This window comes from Halopseudomonas nanhaiensis (genome assembly GCF_020025155.1).
In the GTDB taxonomy this organism is placed as follows: Bacteria; Pseudomonadota; Gammaproteobacteria; order Pseudomonadales; family Pseudomonadaceae; genus Halopseudomonas; species Halopseudomonas nanhaiensis.
Genome location: NZ_CP073751.1, coordinates 1,352,493 through 1,369,137 on the forward strand (window position 1 = coordinate 1,352,493; position 16,645 = coordinate 1,369,137).

Annotated in this window: 14 protein-coding genes; 13 read left to right on the forward strand and 1 reads right to left on the reverse strand. The window is 61.9% G+C overall.

The annotated features are described in order from the left end of the window. Nucleotides 1-54 precede the first annotated feature (54 nt). From lpdA to KEM63_RS06130, 5 genes are all read left to right on the forward strand, one after another. A complete protein-coding gene (gene lpdA, locus KEM63_RS06110) occupies nt 55-1,491 on the forward strand; it encodes a dihydrolipoyl dehydrogenase (RefSeq protein ID WP_223655303.1) in 1,437 nt (478 codons plus the stop codon). 214 nt (nt 1,492-1,705) lie between these two features. Next, the gene (gene sucC, locus KEM63_RS06115; RefSeq protein ID WP_223655304.1) at nt 1,706-2,872 is read left to right on the forward strand and encodes an ADP-forming succinate--CoA ligase subunit beta; all 1,167 of its coding nucleotides are present in this window, start codon (nt 1,706-1,708) and stop codon (nt 2,870-2,872) included. Then, the gene (gene sucD, locus KEM63_RS06120; protein ID WP_223655305.1) at nt 2,873-3,754 is read left to right on the forward strand and encodes a succinate--CoA ligase subunit alpha; all 882 of its coding nucleotides are present in this window, start codon (nt 2,873-2,875) and stop codon (nt 3,752-3,754) included. Between the two features lie 146 nt (nt 3,755-3,900). Then, nucleotides 3,901-4,647, forward strand: a complete 747-nt coding sequence (locus tag KEM63_RS06125) for a DUF599 domain-containing protein (protein WP_223655306.1) — start codon at nt 3,901-3,903, stop codon at nt 4,645-4,647. Further along, on the forward strand, nt 4,644-5,039 hold the full coding sequence (locus KEM63_RS06130) for an MAPEG family protein (protein ID WP_223655307.1): 396 nt from the start codon (nt 4,644-4,646) through the stop codon (nt 5,037-5,039). Before KEM63_RS06125 ends, KEM63_RS06130 begins: the two co-directional genes overlap by 4 nt. Before the next feature lie 51 nt (nt 5,040-5,090). Here the strand turns inward: KEM63_RS06130 and KEM63_RS06135 are convergent, their stop codons facing one another. Continuing rightward, on the reverse strand, nt 5,091-5,495 hold the full coding sequence (locus tag KEM63_RS06135; protein WP_223655308.1) for a hypothetical protein: 405 nt from the start codon (nt 5,493-5,495) through the stop codon (nt 5,091-5,093). Nucleotides 5,496-5,651: 156 nt separating this feature from the next. On the opposite strand from KEM63_RS06135, the gene KEM63_RS06140 reads away from it, so the two are divergent. The 8 genes from KEM63_RS06140 (at nt 5,652) to KEM63_RS06175 (ending at nt 16,573) form a co-directional block, all read left to right on the forward strand. After that, the gene (locus KEM63_RS06140) at nt 5,652-6,122 is read left to right on the forward strand and encodes a PaaI family thioesterase (protein WP_223655832.1); all 471 of its coding nucleotides are present in this window, start codon (nt 5,652-5,654) and stop codon (nt 6,120-6,122) included. After that, a complete protein-coding gene (locus KEM63_RS06145; RefSeq protein ID WP_223655309.1) occupies nt 6,119-6,562 on the forward strand; it encodes a PaaI family thioesterase in 444 nt (147 codons plus the stop codon). The genes KEM63_RS06140 and KEM63_RS06145 overlap by 4 nt, the downstream gene beginning before the upstream one ends. 21 nt (nt 6,563-6,583) lie before the next feature. Next, nucleotides 6,584-7,579 (forward strand): hypothetical protein, encoded by a 996-nt coding sequence (locus KEM63_RS06150; RefSeq protein ID WP_223655310.1) that lies wholly within the window; start codon nt 6,584-6,586, stop codon nt 7,577-7,579. 103 nt (nt 7,580-7,682) lie between these two features. Next, the gene (htpG, locus tag KEM63_RS06155) at nt 7,683-9,587 is read left to right on the forward strand and encodes a molecular chaperone HtpG (RefSeq protein ID WP_223655311.1); all 1,905 of its coding nucleotides are present in this window, start codon (nt 7,683-7,685) and stop codon (nt 9,585-9,587) included. 105 nt (nt 9,588-9,692) lie between these two features. Then, the gene (locus tag KEM63_RS06160; RefSeq protein WP_223655312.1) at nt 9,693-10,475 is read left to right on the forward strand and encodes a dienelactone hydrolase family protein; all 783 of its coding nucleotides are present in this window, start codon (nt 9,693-9,695) and stop codon (nt 10,473-10,475) included. 171 nt (nt 10,476-10,646) lie between these two features. Further along, nucleotides 10,647-11,759 (forward strand): efflux RND transporter periplasmic adaptor subunit, encoded by a 1,113-nt coding sequence (locus KEM63_RS06165; RefSeq protein ID WP_223655313.1) that lies wholly within the window; start codon nt 10,647-10,649, stop codon nt 11,757-11,759. Between the two features lie 21 nt (nt 11,760-11,780). Continuing rightward, on the forward strand, nt 11,781-14,912 hold the full coding sequence (locus tag KEM63_RS06170) for an efflux RND transporter permease subunit (RefSeq protein WP_223655314.1): 3,132 nt from the start codon (nt 11,781-11,783) through the stop codon (nt 14,910-14,912). Nucleotides 14,913-15,223: 311 nt separating this feature from the next. Then, nucleotides 15,224-16,573 carry a hypothetical protein gene (locus KEM63_RS06175; RefSeq protein ID WP_223655315.1) on the forward strand — a complete coding sequence of 450 codons (1,350 nt, stop codon included), beginning with the start codon at nt 15,224-15,226 and terminating at the stop codon, nt 16,571-16,573. Nucleotides 16,574-16,645 lie beyond the last annotated feature (72 nt).

The window sequence follows — 16,645 nt, forward strand, 5'->3', positions numbered from 1 at the left end:
CGGACCCCAAGGGTGACGGGCAGCCTTCTACGGGCTCCATACAGAGGACTGGATATGAGCGACAAATTTGATGTGATCGTCATCGGCGCGGGTCCCGGTGGCTATGTGGCGGCCATCCGCGCCGCGCAGCTGGGACTGAAGACCGCCTGTATTGAAAAGTATGTGGACAAGGACGGCAAGCAGGCCCTGGGCGGCACCTGCCTGAACGTCGGCTGCATACCTTCCAAGGCGCTGCTGGACAGCTCTTGGAAGTATCACGAGGCGCACGAAGGCTTCGAGCTGCATGGCATCTCCGCGCAGTCGGTCAGCATTGACGTGCCGAAGATGGTCGAGCGCAAGAACAAGATCGTCAAGCAGTTCACCGGCGGCGTTGCCACGCTGTTCAAGGCCAATGGTGTCACCACCATCGAAGGCCACGGCAAGTTGCTGGCGAACAAGCAGGTGGAAGTGACCGGGCCCGATGGCAATGTCACTACCTATCAGGCCGAGAACGTGATACTGGCATCAGGCTCGCGTCCGATCGAAATTCCGCCGGCTCCGCTGACCGATGACGTCATTGTCGACTCGACCGGTGCCCTGGATTTCACCAGTGTACCCAAGCGCCTCGGCGTTATCGGTGCGGGCGTTATCGGCCTGGAACTGGGTTCGGTGTGGCGCCGCCTGGGTGCCGAGGTCGTGGTATTCGAAGCGCTGGACAAGTTCCTCGCGCTGGCCGACGACATCATTGCCAAGGAAGCGCTGAAGACCTTCACCAAACAGGGTCTGAACATCCGCCTGGGTGCCCGCGTCACCGGTACCGAGGTCAACGGCAAGGAAGTCACCGTGTCCTTCACCGATGCCGAAGGCGAGCAGCAACTGACCTTCGACAAGCTGATCGTTGCAGTGGGTCGCCGTCCGTACACGGAGAACCTGCTGGCCTCCGATTGCGGTGTTGACCTGGACGAGCGTGGCGTGATCTTCGTTGACGATTACTGCGCCACCAGCGTGCCGGGCGTCTACGCCGTCGGCGACGCCGTGCGCGGCCCGATGCTTGCGCACAAGTCCTCGGAAGAGGGCGTGATGGTTGCCGAGCGCATTGCCGGTCACAAGACGGCGATGAACTATGATCTGGTCCCGTCTGTGATCTATACCCATCCGGAAATCGCATGGGTCGGCAAGACCGAACAGCAGGCCAAGGCCGAGGATATCGAGGTCAACGTCGGCATCTTCCCGTTCGCTGCCAACGGCCGTGCCGTCGCCGCCAACGAGACCACCGGTATGGTCAAGGTCGTGGCAGATGCCAAGACCGACCGCGTGCTGGGCGTTCACGTGCTCGGGCCGAGCGCGGCCGAACTGGTTCAGCAGGGCGCCATCGCCATGGAATTCGGCACCAGTGCCGAGGACATCGGCATGATGGTGTTCTCGCACCCGACTGTTTCCGAAGCATTGAAGGAAGCGGCTCTTGCGGTCAATGGCCACGCGATACATGTAGCCAACCGCAAGAAGCGTTAAGATAGCGCCCCTATGACCGGCAGGTCGCACTTTTACCTGCCGGTTTCAGAGCGCTGTCTCACTGGCAAGGGTCGGTTCATCGGCCATCACCCGGGGGGGTGACATGCGGATGCGGCACATCCAGGTGATGGTCCGGATCTGCCATAGGCGACAGGGGTGCGAGCAAGGGCCGCTGTCAGACGTAATTCCTACACGATCAAAACGGTAGATAAGCATGAATCTTCACGAATATCAGGGGAAGCAGCTGTTCGCTGAGTACGGCCTTCCTGTCTCCAAGGGCTTTGCTGTCGACACTCCCGAAGACGCGGCAGCTGCCTGCGACAAGATCGGCGGTGACATGTGGGTGGTCAAGGCCCAGGTTCACGCTGGTGGCCGCGGCAAGGCCGGTGGTGTAAAGCTGGTCAAGTCCAGGGAAGATGCCAAGGCTTTCGCCGAGAAGTGGCTGGGCCAGCGCCTGGTAACCTACCAGACTGACGCCGATGGCCAGCCGGTCTCCAAGATCCTGGTTGAAGCCTGCACCGATATCGCCCAGGAGCTGTACCTTGGCGCCGTCGTCGATCGCTCGACCCGCCGCATCGTTTTCATGGCGTCCACCGAAGGTGGCGTTGAAATCGAGAAGGTCGCAGAAGAGACCCCCGAGAAGATCCTCAAGGCCACCATCGATCCGCTGGTCGGTCCGCAGCCTTTCCAGGGCCGCGACCTGGCATTCCAGCTGGGGCTGAAGGGTGACCAGATCAAGCAGTTCACCAACATTTTCGTAGGCCTGGGCAAGCTGTTCGCCGACTACGATCTGGCGCTGCTGGAAGTCAACCCGCTGGTTATCAAGGAAGACGGCAACCTGCATTGCCTGGACGCCAAGATCAACATCGACGCCAACGCCATGTATCGCCAGCCCAAGCTGCGCGCGATGCATGATCCGTCGCAGGACGATCCGCGCGAAGCCCACGCCGCCAAGTTCGAGCTGAACTACGTTGCGCTGGACGGCAACATCGGTTGCATGGTCAACGGCGCTGGCCTGGCCATGGGCACCATGGATATCGTCAACCACCACGGCGGCAAGCCGGCCAACTTCCTCGACGTTGGCGGTGGAGCGACCAAGGAGCGCGTGACCGAAGCCTTCAAGATCATCCTCTCCGACAGCAACGTCAAAGCGGTTCTGGTGAACATCTTCGGCGGTATCGTTCGTTGCGACATGATTGCCGAAGGCATCATCGGCGCGGTGAAGGAAGTCGGCGTCAAGGTGCCGGTCGTGGTTCGTCTGGAAGGCAACAATGCCGACCTGGGCGCCAAGGTCCTCGCTGAAAGTGGTTTGAACATCATCGCTGCAACCAGTCTGACCGACGCTGCCCAGCAAGTCGTCAAGGCCGCGGAGGGTAAATAAATGAGCATCCTGATCAATAAAGACACCAAGGTAATCTGCCAGGGCTTCACTGGCTCGCAGGGCACGTTCCACTCCGAACAGGCGATTGCCTACGGCACCAAGATGGTTGGTGGTGTAACGCCGGGCAAGGGTGGCACCACGCACCTGGGTCTGCCGGTTTTCAACACCGTGCGTGAAGCGGTCGAGGCGACTGGCGCCGAAGCCAGCGTCATCTACGTACCGGCTCCGTTCTGCAAGGACTCCATCCTGGAAGCAGCCGAAGGCGGCATCAAGCTGATCGTCTGCATCACCGAAGGTATCGCCACGCTCGACATGCTCGACTGCAAGGTCAAGTGCGACGAACTGGGCGTACGCCTGATCGGGCCGAACTGCCCCGGCGTGATCACCCCCGGCGAGTGCAAGATCGGCATCATGCCCGGTCACATTCACCTGCCAGGCAAGGTCGGCATCGTGTCGCGCTCCGGCACCCTGACCTATGAAGCGGTCAAGCAGACCACTGACGCCGGCTTCGGTCAGTCCACCTGCGTCGGTATCGGCGGCGACCCGATCCCGGGTTCGAACTTCATCGACATCCTGACCATGTTCCAGGACGACCCGAAGACCGAAGCGATCGTCATGATCGGCGAAATCGGCGGTAGCGCCGAGGAAGAAGCAGCAGCCTTCATCAAGGCCAATGTGACCAAGCCTGTCGTGTCCTACATCGCTGGTGTCACGGCTCCGGCGGGCAAGCGCATGGGTCATGCCGGTGCGATCATTTCCGGCGGCAAGGGTACCGCTGCCGAGAAGTTCGCTGCACTGGAAGACGCTGGCGTGAAAACCGTACGTTCGCTTGCGGACATCGGCAAGGCGCTGGCTGAAGTGACTGGCTGGGCCATGAAGTAAGCTGCGGACCCGTCCAAAGCCTGAACAAAACCCTGCCTCGGCAGGGTTTTGTCGTTTCTGGCTGCTGTTCGCTGAGGCTCGCGGCTGGCTATACTGCTTGCGTCAGGCTGGCCTGACCGAGACAACCTGAGCGACAAGGAACCTGCATGCTCACGCTACCCGACGCCGGAGCCACCTGGCTCAATCTCAGCGCCTTCATCTGGTTCATGGTTTCCTGGGTGGGTTACACCTATTACGCGCATCACAAGGCCAAGGACACGGCATGTCTGGCCAGCGTCCTGCACCTGTACCGCAAGGACTGGATGACGCGGCTGATGATGCGCGAGCAGCGCATCGCCGATGCCAGCGTTATCGGAAATCTGGAGCGCAACACGGCGTTTTTCGCATCCAGCACGCTGCTCATTCTTGCCGGCCTGCTGACGGTCATGGGTGCGACGGACCGGGCCCAGAGCCTGCTTCACGATCTGCCGTTTGTCGCGCAGGTCAGTCGTGAGGTATCCGAGCTCAAGCTGTTGGTCATGTTGGGTATTTTCGTTTACGCGTTCTTCACCTTTTCCTGGGGAATGCGTCAGTACAACTTCGCGTCGGTGCTGCTCGGATCGGCGCCCCTGGTGGGGGAGAAGACGGTTACCGAAGCCGAACGCCGCGCCTATGCCGAACGGGCGGCCAAGGTGCTATCGATGGCCGGCCACGAGTTCAACCTGGGTCTCCGTGCCTATTACTTCGCGCTGGCCACGCTCAGCTGGTTCATCAACCCGCTGCTGTTCGTCCTGACCACCTCGGGCGTCGTGTATGTGTTGTACCGCCGGGAATTCCATTCGCGCGTCCTCGCCGCGATGATGTTCACACCTACGCCGTTCGCTGAAGCGGCCAATCAGGAGAAGTCCGAATGAGCTTTCCGCTGTGGTGCCTGTTTCTTGCCGCTCTGATGCTGGTACTGACCAAGATGCCCGTAGCCATCGCCATGGCGCGGATCGATGGGCGCGGTTATGACAACAGGCATCCACGCGATCAGCAGGCGGCACTGAGGGGGTGGGGCTCTCGCGCTCTGGCGGCCCATCAGAACATGTTCGAGGCTTTTCCGCTGTTCGCGGCCGGCGTGCTGGTGACGCAGGTCACTCAGGTGCAGGGTATGACGGTGGACGTGCTGGCTGGCGTGTTCGTGCTGGCGCGGGTGTTATACACGGTGCTCTATCTGGTCAACCTGCATGCATTGCGCAGCCTGGTCTGGATGATCGGATTCGGCAGTTGCCTGGCACTGTTGCTGGCGCCTGCGCTGGTCTGAACGAAAACGGGCCGCCCCTTGGGGCGGCCCGTTGTGTACAGCGACGCAGTGTTACTGCTGGCCGCCGGTGCTGCCAGTGCTGCCGGTCCCGGTGCCTTCGGTGCCGGTTCCGGTACCGTCAGTGCCAGTGCCCATGCCGCCTTCAGCACCGGTGCCGCCGCTCATGCCGCCGGAGGTGCCGGTGCCAGTGGTGCCCGCACCTGTACCCGTGCCGCCGGTAGTGCCTGTTCCTGCGCCGGTACCCGTACCACCGGTGGTGCCGGTACCCGAGCCAGTGCCACCCATGGTGCCGCCGCTGCCGTCATTGGTGCCGGTGGTGCCGGTGCCAGTACCGGTTGCAGGCGCGGTTTCAGTCGCCGGTGGCGCTTCTACAGGTTCCTGCTCGTCATCACCGCCGCAGGCCGCAAGCAGACCAAAACTGGCGACCAGAGCCGCTGTTACACAGAATTTCTTCATACGATTCTCCCAGGTGTATTGAGTCTTGTATTTGGTCAGGCATTCGATTGGTTAGTTCCATGGGTGCCATCAGCGCGAAAACACCGGTGGGCTCGCGGCGCACCGACGATCTGATACTATGCGCAACCGCATTCCGCTATGTATGAAGGTACGAGTTTGCGCATGAGTCCGATAGAACAGCGAGTCCACAATTTCCTCTCCATCCTCCGGCATTGTCAGCGGCTTGGCATGGCTGTCGAGCGGGCTGACGAGCGCGGTCTGACGCTCAAGCTGCCCTACAGCGACGCGATTGTCGGCAACCCGGTAACCGGTGTCGTGCACGGCGGTGCGATTACTACGCTGATGGATACCTGCTGCGGCATCTCCACCGTGTGCTTTCTGCCTGAGTTCGAAATCTGCCCGACGCTCGATCTGCGCATCGATTACATGCATCCGGCAACCCCAGGCAAGTCGATCTATGGTTTCGCCGAGTGCTACCGGTTGACCTCGACGATCATCTTCACCCGGGGCGTTGCCTATCACGACACCCCGGAAGAGCCGATCGCGCATGTCGTCGGTACATTCATGCGCATGGGCAAGCCTGGCCGGAACGGCATGCTCGCAACCATCGACGGAGGTGCCGCATGACCGAGATGGCTGATATCGAGAACCTGGTAAGCCAGGGGCACCAGACGGGCGACTACATGCCGCTGATCGAGGCCATTCCATACGCCTCGCTGATCGGCCTGCGCGTCCGTCGCGACGGGGACAGTGTTCTGTTCAGTCTGCCGATTTCACCGGACAACATCGGCAATCCTGTGCTGCCGGCCATTCATGGCGGCGTCATTGCCGGGTTCATGGAGCAGGCGGCGATGCTGCACCTGATGATCTTCATGAACAGCTCGAACTTCCCCAAGATCATCGACTTTTCCGTTGACTACCTGCGTGCCGGACTGTCACGGGAAACCTTTGCCAGCTGTCAGGTCTGGCGCCAGGGCCGGCGAGTGGGTAATGTGGCAATCACTGCCTGGCAAACTGATCCGAGCGAACCGATCGCCACAGCCCGGGCGCATTTCAAGCTCGACTAGCAGTCGGCAGGACAGGGCAACATGGACGCCTTATTGATTCTCAGCGGTATCGTTGTGGCGATCATCGGATGGCTCTGGCTGGTCATCACTTCGCTACGACTGCCGGTCGGCAAGCTGCTCCTCGCGGCGCTGCTGCCGGTTCTCACGCTGTTTCGGCGCGATCAGGGCTATGCCAGGGCGCCGCGCCTGCTATTGACGGCAGGGTGTCTGACCCTGCTGGTCGGTCTGGCCATGTTGTTTCACCTGCATCCCCATCGCTTCGAGAAACTCGTCACCGGCCAATGGCAGCCGGACCAGAACCGATCCCAGACGATCGACGGTGAGATCATGGGCCAGCGCTTCCGGCCTGAGCGAGTCTTCTGGCGCGGCGATGATCTGGTCCTCGAGGAAGGCCCGTCGGAGCGCGTGAGGCGCTCGCTCAAGATTCGCTTTGCCGGCGCTGGAGCCCTGCTCGATGACGCCAGTATTGCCTTGCTGCCGAACGACCCGGGTGCCTGGCCTGAGGTGATCATGCAATGGCACGTCGGTGCGCTCGAGTCCCCAGGGCTGCGCCGGGTAACGGGACAGTACAGCCTCAATCTCGATTTTGCGCCCGCCGCGAACAGCGGCGCGACCTTGCGCCTGCACCTCACTCTACCTTCACAGCACCAGACCTGGATTACCGGCGAGGCGCGGCTCGACCAAACGCCGGCCTGGCTGGAACAGGTGCGTCAGCAGCAAAGTCGGTCCACCGCAGTGCGCGAGCGCACCGCGACGGCACCCCGGCAGAGCGGCGAGCGGCCTGTCGCTCGCTGGCAGGCGATCAGCGTCCTTGCCGTGCTCGACGAACCGAGCGTCGTTGGCGACGCAGCCGTGCGCGTTACGACGGTTTCGGGACGTGCGCACGAAGGGCGATTCAAGGGCGTTACCGACGAGGGGCGCATCGTGCTGGCCCAGGCCCACGGGCCGAACCAGGTCGATCTGCAGTTCCACCCGGTGGACATTCGACTGCTCGAAACCTTCCAGTCGCCGCGCTGACAAGACCTTGAAATAGCCTCGCCGCAACCCCATCAAGGGTCCATCAGCAAGCCTGCCTGCCAGGCCAGCCTCAACCCGATGACCTGATGGAGATCAATCGACCATGACCGTGGAAGCTCATAAGGAAACGCTTGGATTCCAGACAGAGGTGAAGCAGCTGCTTCATCTGATGATCCATTCGATGTATTCGAACAAGGAAATCTTCCTTCGCGAGCTCATTTCCAACGCTTCGGATGCCTCGGACAAACTGCGTTTCGAAGCGATCGCCCGGCCCGAGCTGCTGGAAGACCAGCCCAACCTCGCCATCCGCATCAGCCATGATGAAACCGCCAAGACGCTGACCATCGAAGACAACGGCATCGGCATGTCGCGCGATGAGGTGATCGAGAACCTCGGCACTATCGCCAAGTCGGGAACCGCCGCGTTCATGCAGCAGCTCACCGGCGACCAGAAGAAGGACGCCAGCCTGATCGGTCAGTTCGGCGTCGGCTTCTACAGTGCCTTCATCGTTGCCGACAAGGTCGAGGTGTTCACCCGCCGTGCGGGCGCAGCGCCGGAGGAGGGTGTGCGCTGGGAGTCGGCCGGTGAAGGCGAGTTCACCATCGAAACCATCGTCAAACCCGAGCGCGGCTCGCGCATCGTGCTGCATCTGAAGTCGGCTGAAAGCGAGTTCGCCGATGGCTGGCGCCTGCGCAACATCATCAAGAAGTACTCCGACCATATCTCCCTGCCCATCGAACTGCCCAAGCAGCACTTCGGTGAAGACAAGGACAAGCCCACCGAAGTCGAGTGGGAAAGCGTCAACCGCGCCAGTGCCCTGTGGACCCGCCCACGTACCGAGATCAAGGACGAGGAGTATCAGGAGTTCTACAAGCACGTCGCCCACGACTTCGAGGACCCGCTGTCCTGGAGTCACAACAAGGTGGAGGGCAAGCTCGAGTACACCAGCCTGCTCTATGTACCCGGCCGTGCACCGTTCGACCTGTACCAGCGCGAGGCTCCCCGTGGCCTGAAGCTGTACGTGCAGCGCGTGTTCATCATGGACGACGCCGAACAGTTCCTGCCGCTGTACCTGCGCTTCGTAAAGGGTGTGGTCGACTCCAACGACCTGTCGTTGAACGTATCGCGCGAGATCCTGCAGAAGGACCCGGCCATCGACAGCATGAAGTCAGCGCTGACCAAGCGCGTTCTGGACATGCTCGATAAGCTGGCGAAGAAGGAGCCGGAGAAGTACGCGAACTTCTGGAAGGCCTTCGGTAGCGTGATGAAGGAAGGTCCCGCCGAGGACTTCGCCAACCGCGAGAAGATCGCTGGCCTGCTGCGTTTCGCCTCGACCAACCAGAGCGACGACAGCGAAGTGGTCAGCCTGGATACCTACATCGAGCGGATGCAGGAAGGTCAGGAGAAGATCTATTACCTCACTGGCGAACGCTACAACCAGATCAAGAACAGCCCGCACCTGGAAATCTTCCGCAAGAAGAACATCGAAGTGCTGCTGATGACCGACCGCATCGATGAATGGCTGATGAGCCATCTCACCGAGTACCAGGGCAAGCAGTTCGTCGATATCGCCCGGGGTGATCTGGATCTCGGCAAGCTGGAAGGCGATGAGGACAAACAGGCTCAGGAAGAGGCTGCCAAGTCCAAGGCCGATCTGGTCAAGCGCGTGCAGGACGTGCTCAAGGACGATCTGGAAGAGGTCCGTGTCTCGCATCGCCTGACCGACTCCCCGGCCGTTCTGGTCATCAACGATGACGGCATGGGTCTGCAGATGCGCAAAATCCTCGAGGCCACCGGCCAGCAGGCGCCCGATGCCAAGCCGATCCTCGAGATCAACCCCACGCATCCGCTGCTGGAAAAGCTCGACGCCGAGCAGGACGAGGAGCGCTTTGCCGATCTGACCCGGGTGTTGTTCGATCAGGCGGCGCTGGCAGCAGGTGAAAGCCTGCAGGACCCGGCTGCCTACGTCCGTCGCCTGAATGCATTGCTGGTTGAACTGAGCCGCTAAGCATCGGGTTACATGCGCTATGAAAAGCCTGCCTCGTGCAGGCTTTTCAGTTTCTGAACAGCGGCTATGCTGTACCCGGACCCACACATGCCAAGGAACATGCTGATGAAGAAAACCCTTTCGACCCTGATGATGGTGGGCGCTGCCAGCGCAGCCCAGGCCGAGATGGTCACTCGCGAAGTGGCCTATGAGATCGACGGCGAAGCCTATGAGGGCATGCTCGTCTATGACGACGCCGTGAAGGACAAGCGGCCCGGGCTACTCATGGTGCCCAACTGGATGGGCGTCACCGAGAATTCGGCGAAGAAGGCATTTCGCGCCGGTGGATCGGACTATGTGGTGTTCATCGCCGACATGTACGGCAAGGACATCCGGCCCAGCAATACCGACGAGGCGGCCAAGGCAGCGACCACGGTGCGCTCCGACCGGCAGATGATGCGCAAGCGGGTGAACGCGGCGCTCGACGTATTCCGCGATCAGGCCGATAGCGTGCCGCTCGACGTCGATCGAATCGGAGCGATCGGCTTCTGCTTCGGCGGCGGCACTGTGCTGGAACTCGCGCGTTCGGGCACCGATGTCGACGGTGTCGTGTCATTCCATGGCAATCTGGATACGCCTGATCCGGTCGAAGCCGGCACCATCCAGACCCCGGTGCTGGTGCTGCATGGCGCCATCGATCCCTTCGTACCTGACGAGCAGGTGCGCGCCTTCGAGAAGGAGATGCGTGAGGCCGAGGTCGACTGGACGCTGATCAGCTACGGGGGTGCGGTGCATTCCTTCACCGACCCTACGGCCAACATGCCCGGCAAGGCGGAGTATCACCCTGTAGTCGCCGAGCGGGCATTCGGCGCCATGCGCCAGTTCTTCAATGAGACCATGGCCGACTGAAACGCCCGCCTCGCATCGGCGTCAACAATGGCGCCGATGTTCACATTTGGTTGGCATTTTCCCGTAGGCAAAGCGCTAACCAGCGGTCATCATTGCGGTTCGCATTGAAGCGGGTGCTCAGCGCCCATCTGACCGCACGCGTCGCGAGCCGGCGCCCAAGGGAAACAAGGGATGTCGTATCTGATCGGAAGCTGTCGGCGTATCGCTCTGGCATTGCTTGCAGGCGCCTGTGCCAGCGTGGCGCTCGCGCAACAGGGGCCTTTGCCTGTCGTGGTTGCGATTGCCCAGCAAGCAACAGTCGCCGAGCGGATCGACGCCCTCGGCACGTTGCAGGCCAATGAAACGGCAGTGCTGTCGGCCAATCTGACCGAGACCGTTTCAGCCATTCATTTCACCGATGGCCAGCGCGTGGAGGAGGGTGACCTTCTCGTATCGCTGACCAGCCGCGAACAGAAAGCGCAGCTTGCCGAAGCGCAGGCCTCGGTCGACGATAGCCGCCGTCAGCTCGAGCGCGCCAGGGAACTGGTCGACAGCCGTTTCGTATCTGCCCAGGAAGTAGACAACCTCGAACGCGAATACGATATCGCCAATGCGCGGCTGCGCGCTGTTGAATCGCGGTTGGCCGACCGGCTGATCCGCGCCCCGTTCGACAGCGTGGTGGGCCTGCGTGAGATCAGCGTCGGAACGCTCCTCAGCCCTGGGACCGCCGTGGCGACGCTGCATGACGACAGCAGCATGAAGCTCGACTTCAGCGTGCCCGAAGTACAACTGGCGAAGATCGCGCCGGGGCAATCGGTTGTGGCTCGCAGCCGGGCCTACCCGGACAACGAGTTCGAAGGCGAAGTATCGGTGGTCGATAACCAAGTGGACCCGGTCACCCGGTCGATCCGCGTTCGCGCCATTGTGCCCAATCCCGACCGACTGCTTCGTCCGGGCATGCTCATGGCTGCGCAGGTCGACGCATCGCAGCGCCAGGCTCTGGTCATTCCGGAGGAGGCACTGCTGCCGCAGGGCAGTCAGCAGTTCGTCATGCTGGTAGTCGATGCCGATGAAGGGCTGGTCGCCGAGAAGCGGCAGGTTCGGATAGGCCAGAGACAACCCGGCCAGGTCGAGATCGTCGAGGGTCTGGAAGGCGGCGAGCGCGTCATAACCCACGGCAACTTCCGCGTTCAGTCCGGGCAGGCGGTGCGCATCGAGGCCGAACACCGGATCGGCGAATCTGCTGAAGCGGTGTTGTCCGCGCGTCGCAAGGCCGCCGCGGCTGACGCTGCCGACCAGCCATGACCGTTCACCCGGAGCGCGCCCATGGTTCTGTCTGATACGTCGGTCGTCCGTCCGGTCTTCGCCACGGTGCTGGCTCTGCTGTTGGTGATCTTCGGCCTGGTCGCCTACAGCATGTTGCCGCTGCGCGAGTATCCGGACATCGACCCCCCTGTGGTGACCATCGAGACCAACTATATCGGCGCGGCTGCCACGGTGATCGACTCGCAGATCACCCAGGTCATCGAAGAGCGCATTGCCGGCGTCGAGGGCGTTGACTATATCGAGTCGCAGAGCGAAGACGGCCGGTCGCAGATCACCGTGCGCTTCAAGGTCAATCGCGATATCAACGAAGCCGCGAACGATATCCGTGACCGCGTCTCCAGCGCCTCCGAGGATCTGCCCCCGGCAGCCGATCCGCCGGAGGTGCAGAAGCTCGATGCTAATCAGGATGTCATCGTCTGGTGGAACCTCACCAGTGACCGGCTGACCCTGCCGGAGCTGACCGATTACGCTGATCGCTATCTGGTGGATCGTTTCTCCACGCTGGAGGGAGTAGCCCGCGTGCGGATCGGCGGCGAACAGCCGTATGCCATGCGCGTCTGGCTCGACCGCGAAGCGCTCGCGGCGCGCAACCTGACGACCGAAGATGTCGAACAGGCGCTGCGCAACGAGAATGTCGAGCTGCCCGCTGGCGCGGTGGAATCGGTCAGTCGGCAGTTCACCGTGCGGGTGGCGCGTGCGTTCAGCACGGCGGAGGATTTTTCCCGGCTGGTTATCGGCCGCAGTCAGGACAATGCCTATCTGGTACGGCTTGGCGATGTGGCTCGGGTCGAGCGCGGCACGGAAGAAGACCGCAATCTGTTTCGCGGCAATACCGTGCCGATGGTGGGTCTCGGCCTGGTGCGCCAGTCCACCGCCAATACCCTTGAAGTCTCGCTCGCCGCACGCGAGCTGGTCGACGAGCTCAACCCGACGCTACCGGAAGGCATGCGCATCCTGCCCAGCTTCGACAGTTCGGTGTTCATCGAGGGTGCGGTAGAGGAGGTGTACAGCACACTGGTGATCGCGCTGATTCTGGTCGTTGTGGTCATCTTCCTGTTCCTCGGCAGCCCTCGGGCGATTCTGGTGCCCGCGGTGACGTTGCCCGTGTCGATCACCGCCACATTCATCGCCCTGTTGCTGTTTGGCTTCACGGTGAACCTGCTGACGTTGCTGGCACTGGTGCTCGCCATCGGTCTCGTGGTCGATGATGCGATCATCGTCCTGGAAAACGTGCGCCGTCGCATAGACGAGGAGGGCGAGACGCCGCTGGTAGCGGCGTATTACGGTGCGCGTCAGGTTGCCTTCGCGGTGGTGTCGACCACGCTTGTACTGGTCGCGGTCTTCGTGCCTATCGCCTTCCTGCAGGGCGATGTCGGACGCCTGTTCTCCGAGTTCGCCCTGACCATGGCGGCCGCCGTCGTGTTTTCCAGCTTCGTTGCATTGTCCCTGTCTCCAATGCTCGCCTCCAAGCTGCTCAGGGCCAACGAGGGGGAGAACAGGCTGCATCGTTGGGTCGAGAGCACATTGCTTACCAGCCGCCGCCTGTACGGCCGGATGCTGCGCGTCGTACTGCGCTTTCGCTGGCTGGCGCTGATGATATTCGCCGGGCTGTTTGCCTTTACCGGGTGGCTGTTCAACGAACTGCCCACCGAGTACACGCCGCGGGAGGATCGCGGTGCCTTCTTCGTGGTGGTCAACGGTCCGGAGGGCGCCACCTTTGACTATATGAGCGCCTACATGGACGAGATCGAAGCGCGCCTGATGACGTTCGTCGAAGCTGGCGAGATCACCCGTCTGCTGGTCCGGGCGCCGCGCTCGTTTGGTGGCGTGACTACCTTCAACACAGGCATGGCAATTGTCGTGCTGGACGACTGGGACAACCGTCGGCCTGGCTGGGAAATCATGCGCGATGTCCAGGCGAGTCTGGCAGATCTGACCGGGGTGCGCGCCTTCCCGATCATGCGTCAGGGCTTCGCCGGCGGTCAGCAGCAGCCGTTCCGTCTGGTCCTCGGCGGTGCCAGCAGTTACGAGGAGCTCGCTCAATGGCGCGACACGCTGCTTGCGCGCATAGCCGAAGACAATCCCGGTCTGGTCGACATCGACAGCGATTACAAGGAAACGCAGCCGCAGCTGGAGGTCGTCATCGACTACCAGCGAGCAGCCGATCTGGGCGTCAACGTCGGCGTGATCGGCCGTACCCTCGAGACCATGCTCGGCTCGCGACGCGCCACGACCTATATCGATGCGGGCGAGGAATACGACGTCATTCTCGAAGGGGAGCGCGACGACAAGCGCCGTGCGGCGAGTCTGGAAAATATCTACGTGCGCTCGGATACCAGCGCGCAGCTGATTCCGCTCTCAAACCTGGTCACCCTGCGCGAATACGCTGGCTCAACCACGCTCAACCGGTACAACCGCAACCGCGCGATAACCCTTGATGCCGCACTGGACGATGGCGTAGCGCTGGGTGTGGCCCTGGATCATGTCGAGCAGCTGGCGCGGGAGCACCTCCCCGAAACGCTGGTTATCGATTACAAGGGCCAGTCGCTGGATCTCAAGAAGGCCGGCGGCTCGCTGCTGTTCGTGTTCGTGCTTGGACTGGTAGTGGTGTTTCTGGTGCTGGCTGCGCAGTTCGAAAGCTTCATCCATCCGCTGGTGATCATGCTCGGCGTGCCGCTGGCCATCGGCGGGGCGCTATTTGGCCTGTGGGTGACCGACAACACGCTCAATCTGTACAGCCAGATTGGCCTGGTGATGCTGATCGGGCTGGCCGCCAAGAATGGGATTCTCATCGTCGAGTTTGCCAACCAGCTGCGCGATGCCGGCAAGCCGTTCGATGACGCGTTGCTCGAAGCCAGCACCCTGCGCCTGCGGCCGATTCTCATGACCGGCGTGACCACCGTGGCGGGAGCGATTCCGCTGGTGCTGGCGGTCGGCGCCGGAGCGGAGACGCGCTCGGTGATCGGCATCGTGGTGGTCTCGGGCGTCAGCGTGTCGATGGTCCTGACGCTCTTCGTCATCCCCGTGCTCTACAGCCTGCTGGCTCGCAACACGGGCTCGCCCCGGCGGGTAATGCGGCAGTTGGAGGCGCAGCAGCAGGCAACTGCGCCGCAGGGCAAGCCGGCCGATTAGGCCGGACGCGCGCTACGGAAGCTGCTGCGTTCGATCATTCATGATTTTGATAGCGCCACTGCGTTTCTCCCGGCAGGCTCGCAGGCCGTCCATCCTCACTGTGGCCCCACGCCGCACACCGCATCAACTCTGGCCCGGCGCTGCTGAAACAGCGTTGCCGAACCTCGCCTGGGGCGCTCTGGAACGCATGTATCGATACATTTCACGGTAATGTACTTTTTTCAGCCAGGCCCCATAATTGGGGAGTCTTGGGCAGCCAGGCGCGGCCCGGACACACGACAACAATAAGTCTAAAGTTCATGGAGCCTTCTATGTCTCAACCCGAACTGCCCGGCTGGCGCTGGGGCCCGTTCACCTTTCGCCTGCCTTTCTACCACACGCGCTTCTACTGGCCCGAAGCACTGCAAGGTCTCTTCATAGCAGCGGCCACCGGCCTGGCTATCGTTCCGTTGATGACCGCTTTCTTCGGCCTCACGTTCGAAGAAGCCGTAGCGGTCTCCATGATCCATTCGATTCTGATCGGCTCGGCCCTGATCGTCTTCGGCGAACCCTACGCTCCGGGCTGGATCACCCCCGCGCTGCCCCTGGTTCTCGCCTTTGTGCTCGGCGGCTCGGAAGATCCGACGGCGCGTTTTCAGGCGATGACGGCGGTCTCGCTGAACTTCGCAGCACTGCTGTTCATCCTCGGCATAACCGGGCTTGGCAAGAAATTCGTGCTGTGGATTCCGGATACCCTGAAGGCCGGCATCATCCTTGGCGCCGCGATTGCCGCGTTGAAGCGCGTTTTCGTCGACGACGCCGAGCGCTTTCTGCTGCAACAACCGATCGCCACCGCGCTGGCCTGCGCGGTCTGCCTGATCTTCGCCTTTTCCATTCCCATGGCGCGGCTCAAGGAAAAATACCGCTTCTTCGCCATCCTCGGCGCCATGGGTCTGCTCCCGGGCTTCCTGTTGGCTGCGATTGTCGGGCCCCTGGTTGGAGAGGTGAGCTACGACATTCAGTGGGGCATCCTGATTCCTCCAGTCGCTGACGCCTGGGCGAAGGTCTCGCCGTTTGCCATCGGGTGGCCGTCGCCCGAGCTGTTTCTGCAGACCATGCCCCTGGCGATCATTACCTACGTGATCCTGTTCGGCGATCTGGTGACCGGTAACGAAGTGATTCGCGAAGGCCTGGTGGTGCGCAAGGACGAGCATATCGATATCAATCCGACGCGCTCGCATCTGTCACTGGCCATCCGTAACGCGCTAATGGGAATATCCGCTCCATTCTTCCCGACTCAGGGCGCGCTATGGACGGGCGTCCACGTGATCATCATGCAGCGCTGGAAACAGGGCAGCACGGCGATGAACAGTCTGCACAGCGGGCTGCATTCCTACTACCTAATGGGGATCCCGGTGCTCTTCTTCCTGCTGCCGCTGCTGACCGGGCTGCGGCCGCTGCTGGGAATCGCGCTGTCGTTGACGCTGGTCCTGACCGGTTTCGCCTGTGCCTACATCGCCATGGCCATTCCGAAGAGCAACACCTCACGCGGTGCTGTGGTGCTGATCGGAGCGGGCCTGGCGTTCTTCGAGCCGTGGGTCGGTCTGCTGTTCGGCCTGGCGACGACCATCCTGCTCGTGGGCTGGGATCGGAATACCGACCCGATCCCGCACGAGGATTAACCCGACTCCGCGCTTCAAAAAGGCCCTCTTGAGGGCCTTTTTGATTTTCTGCGCCAGCGCTTGCATACCCGT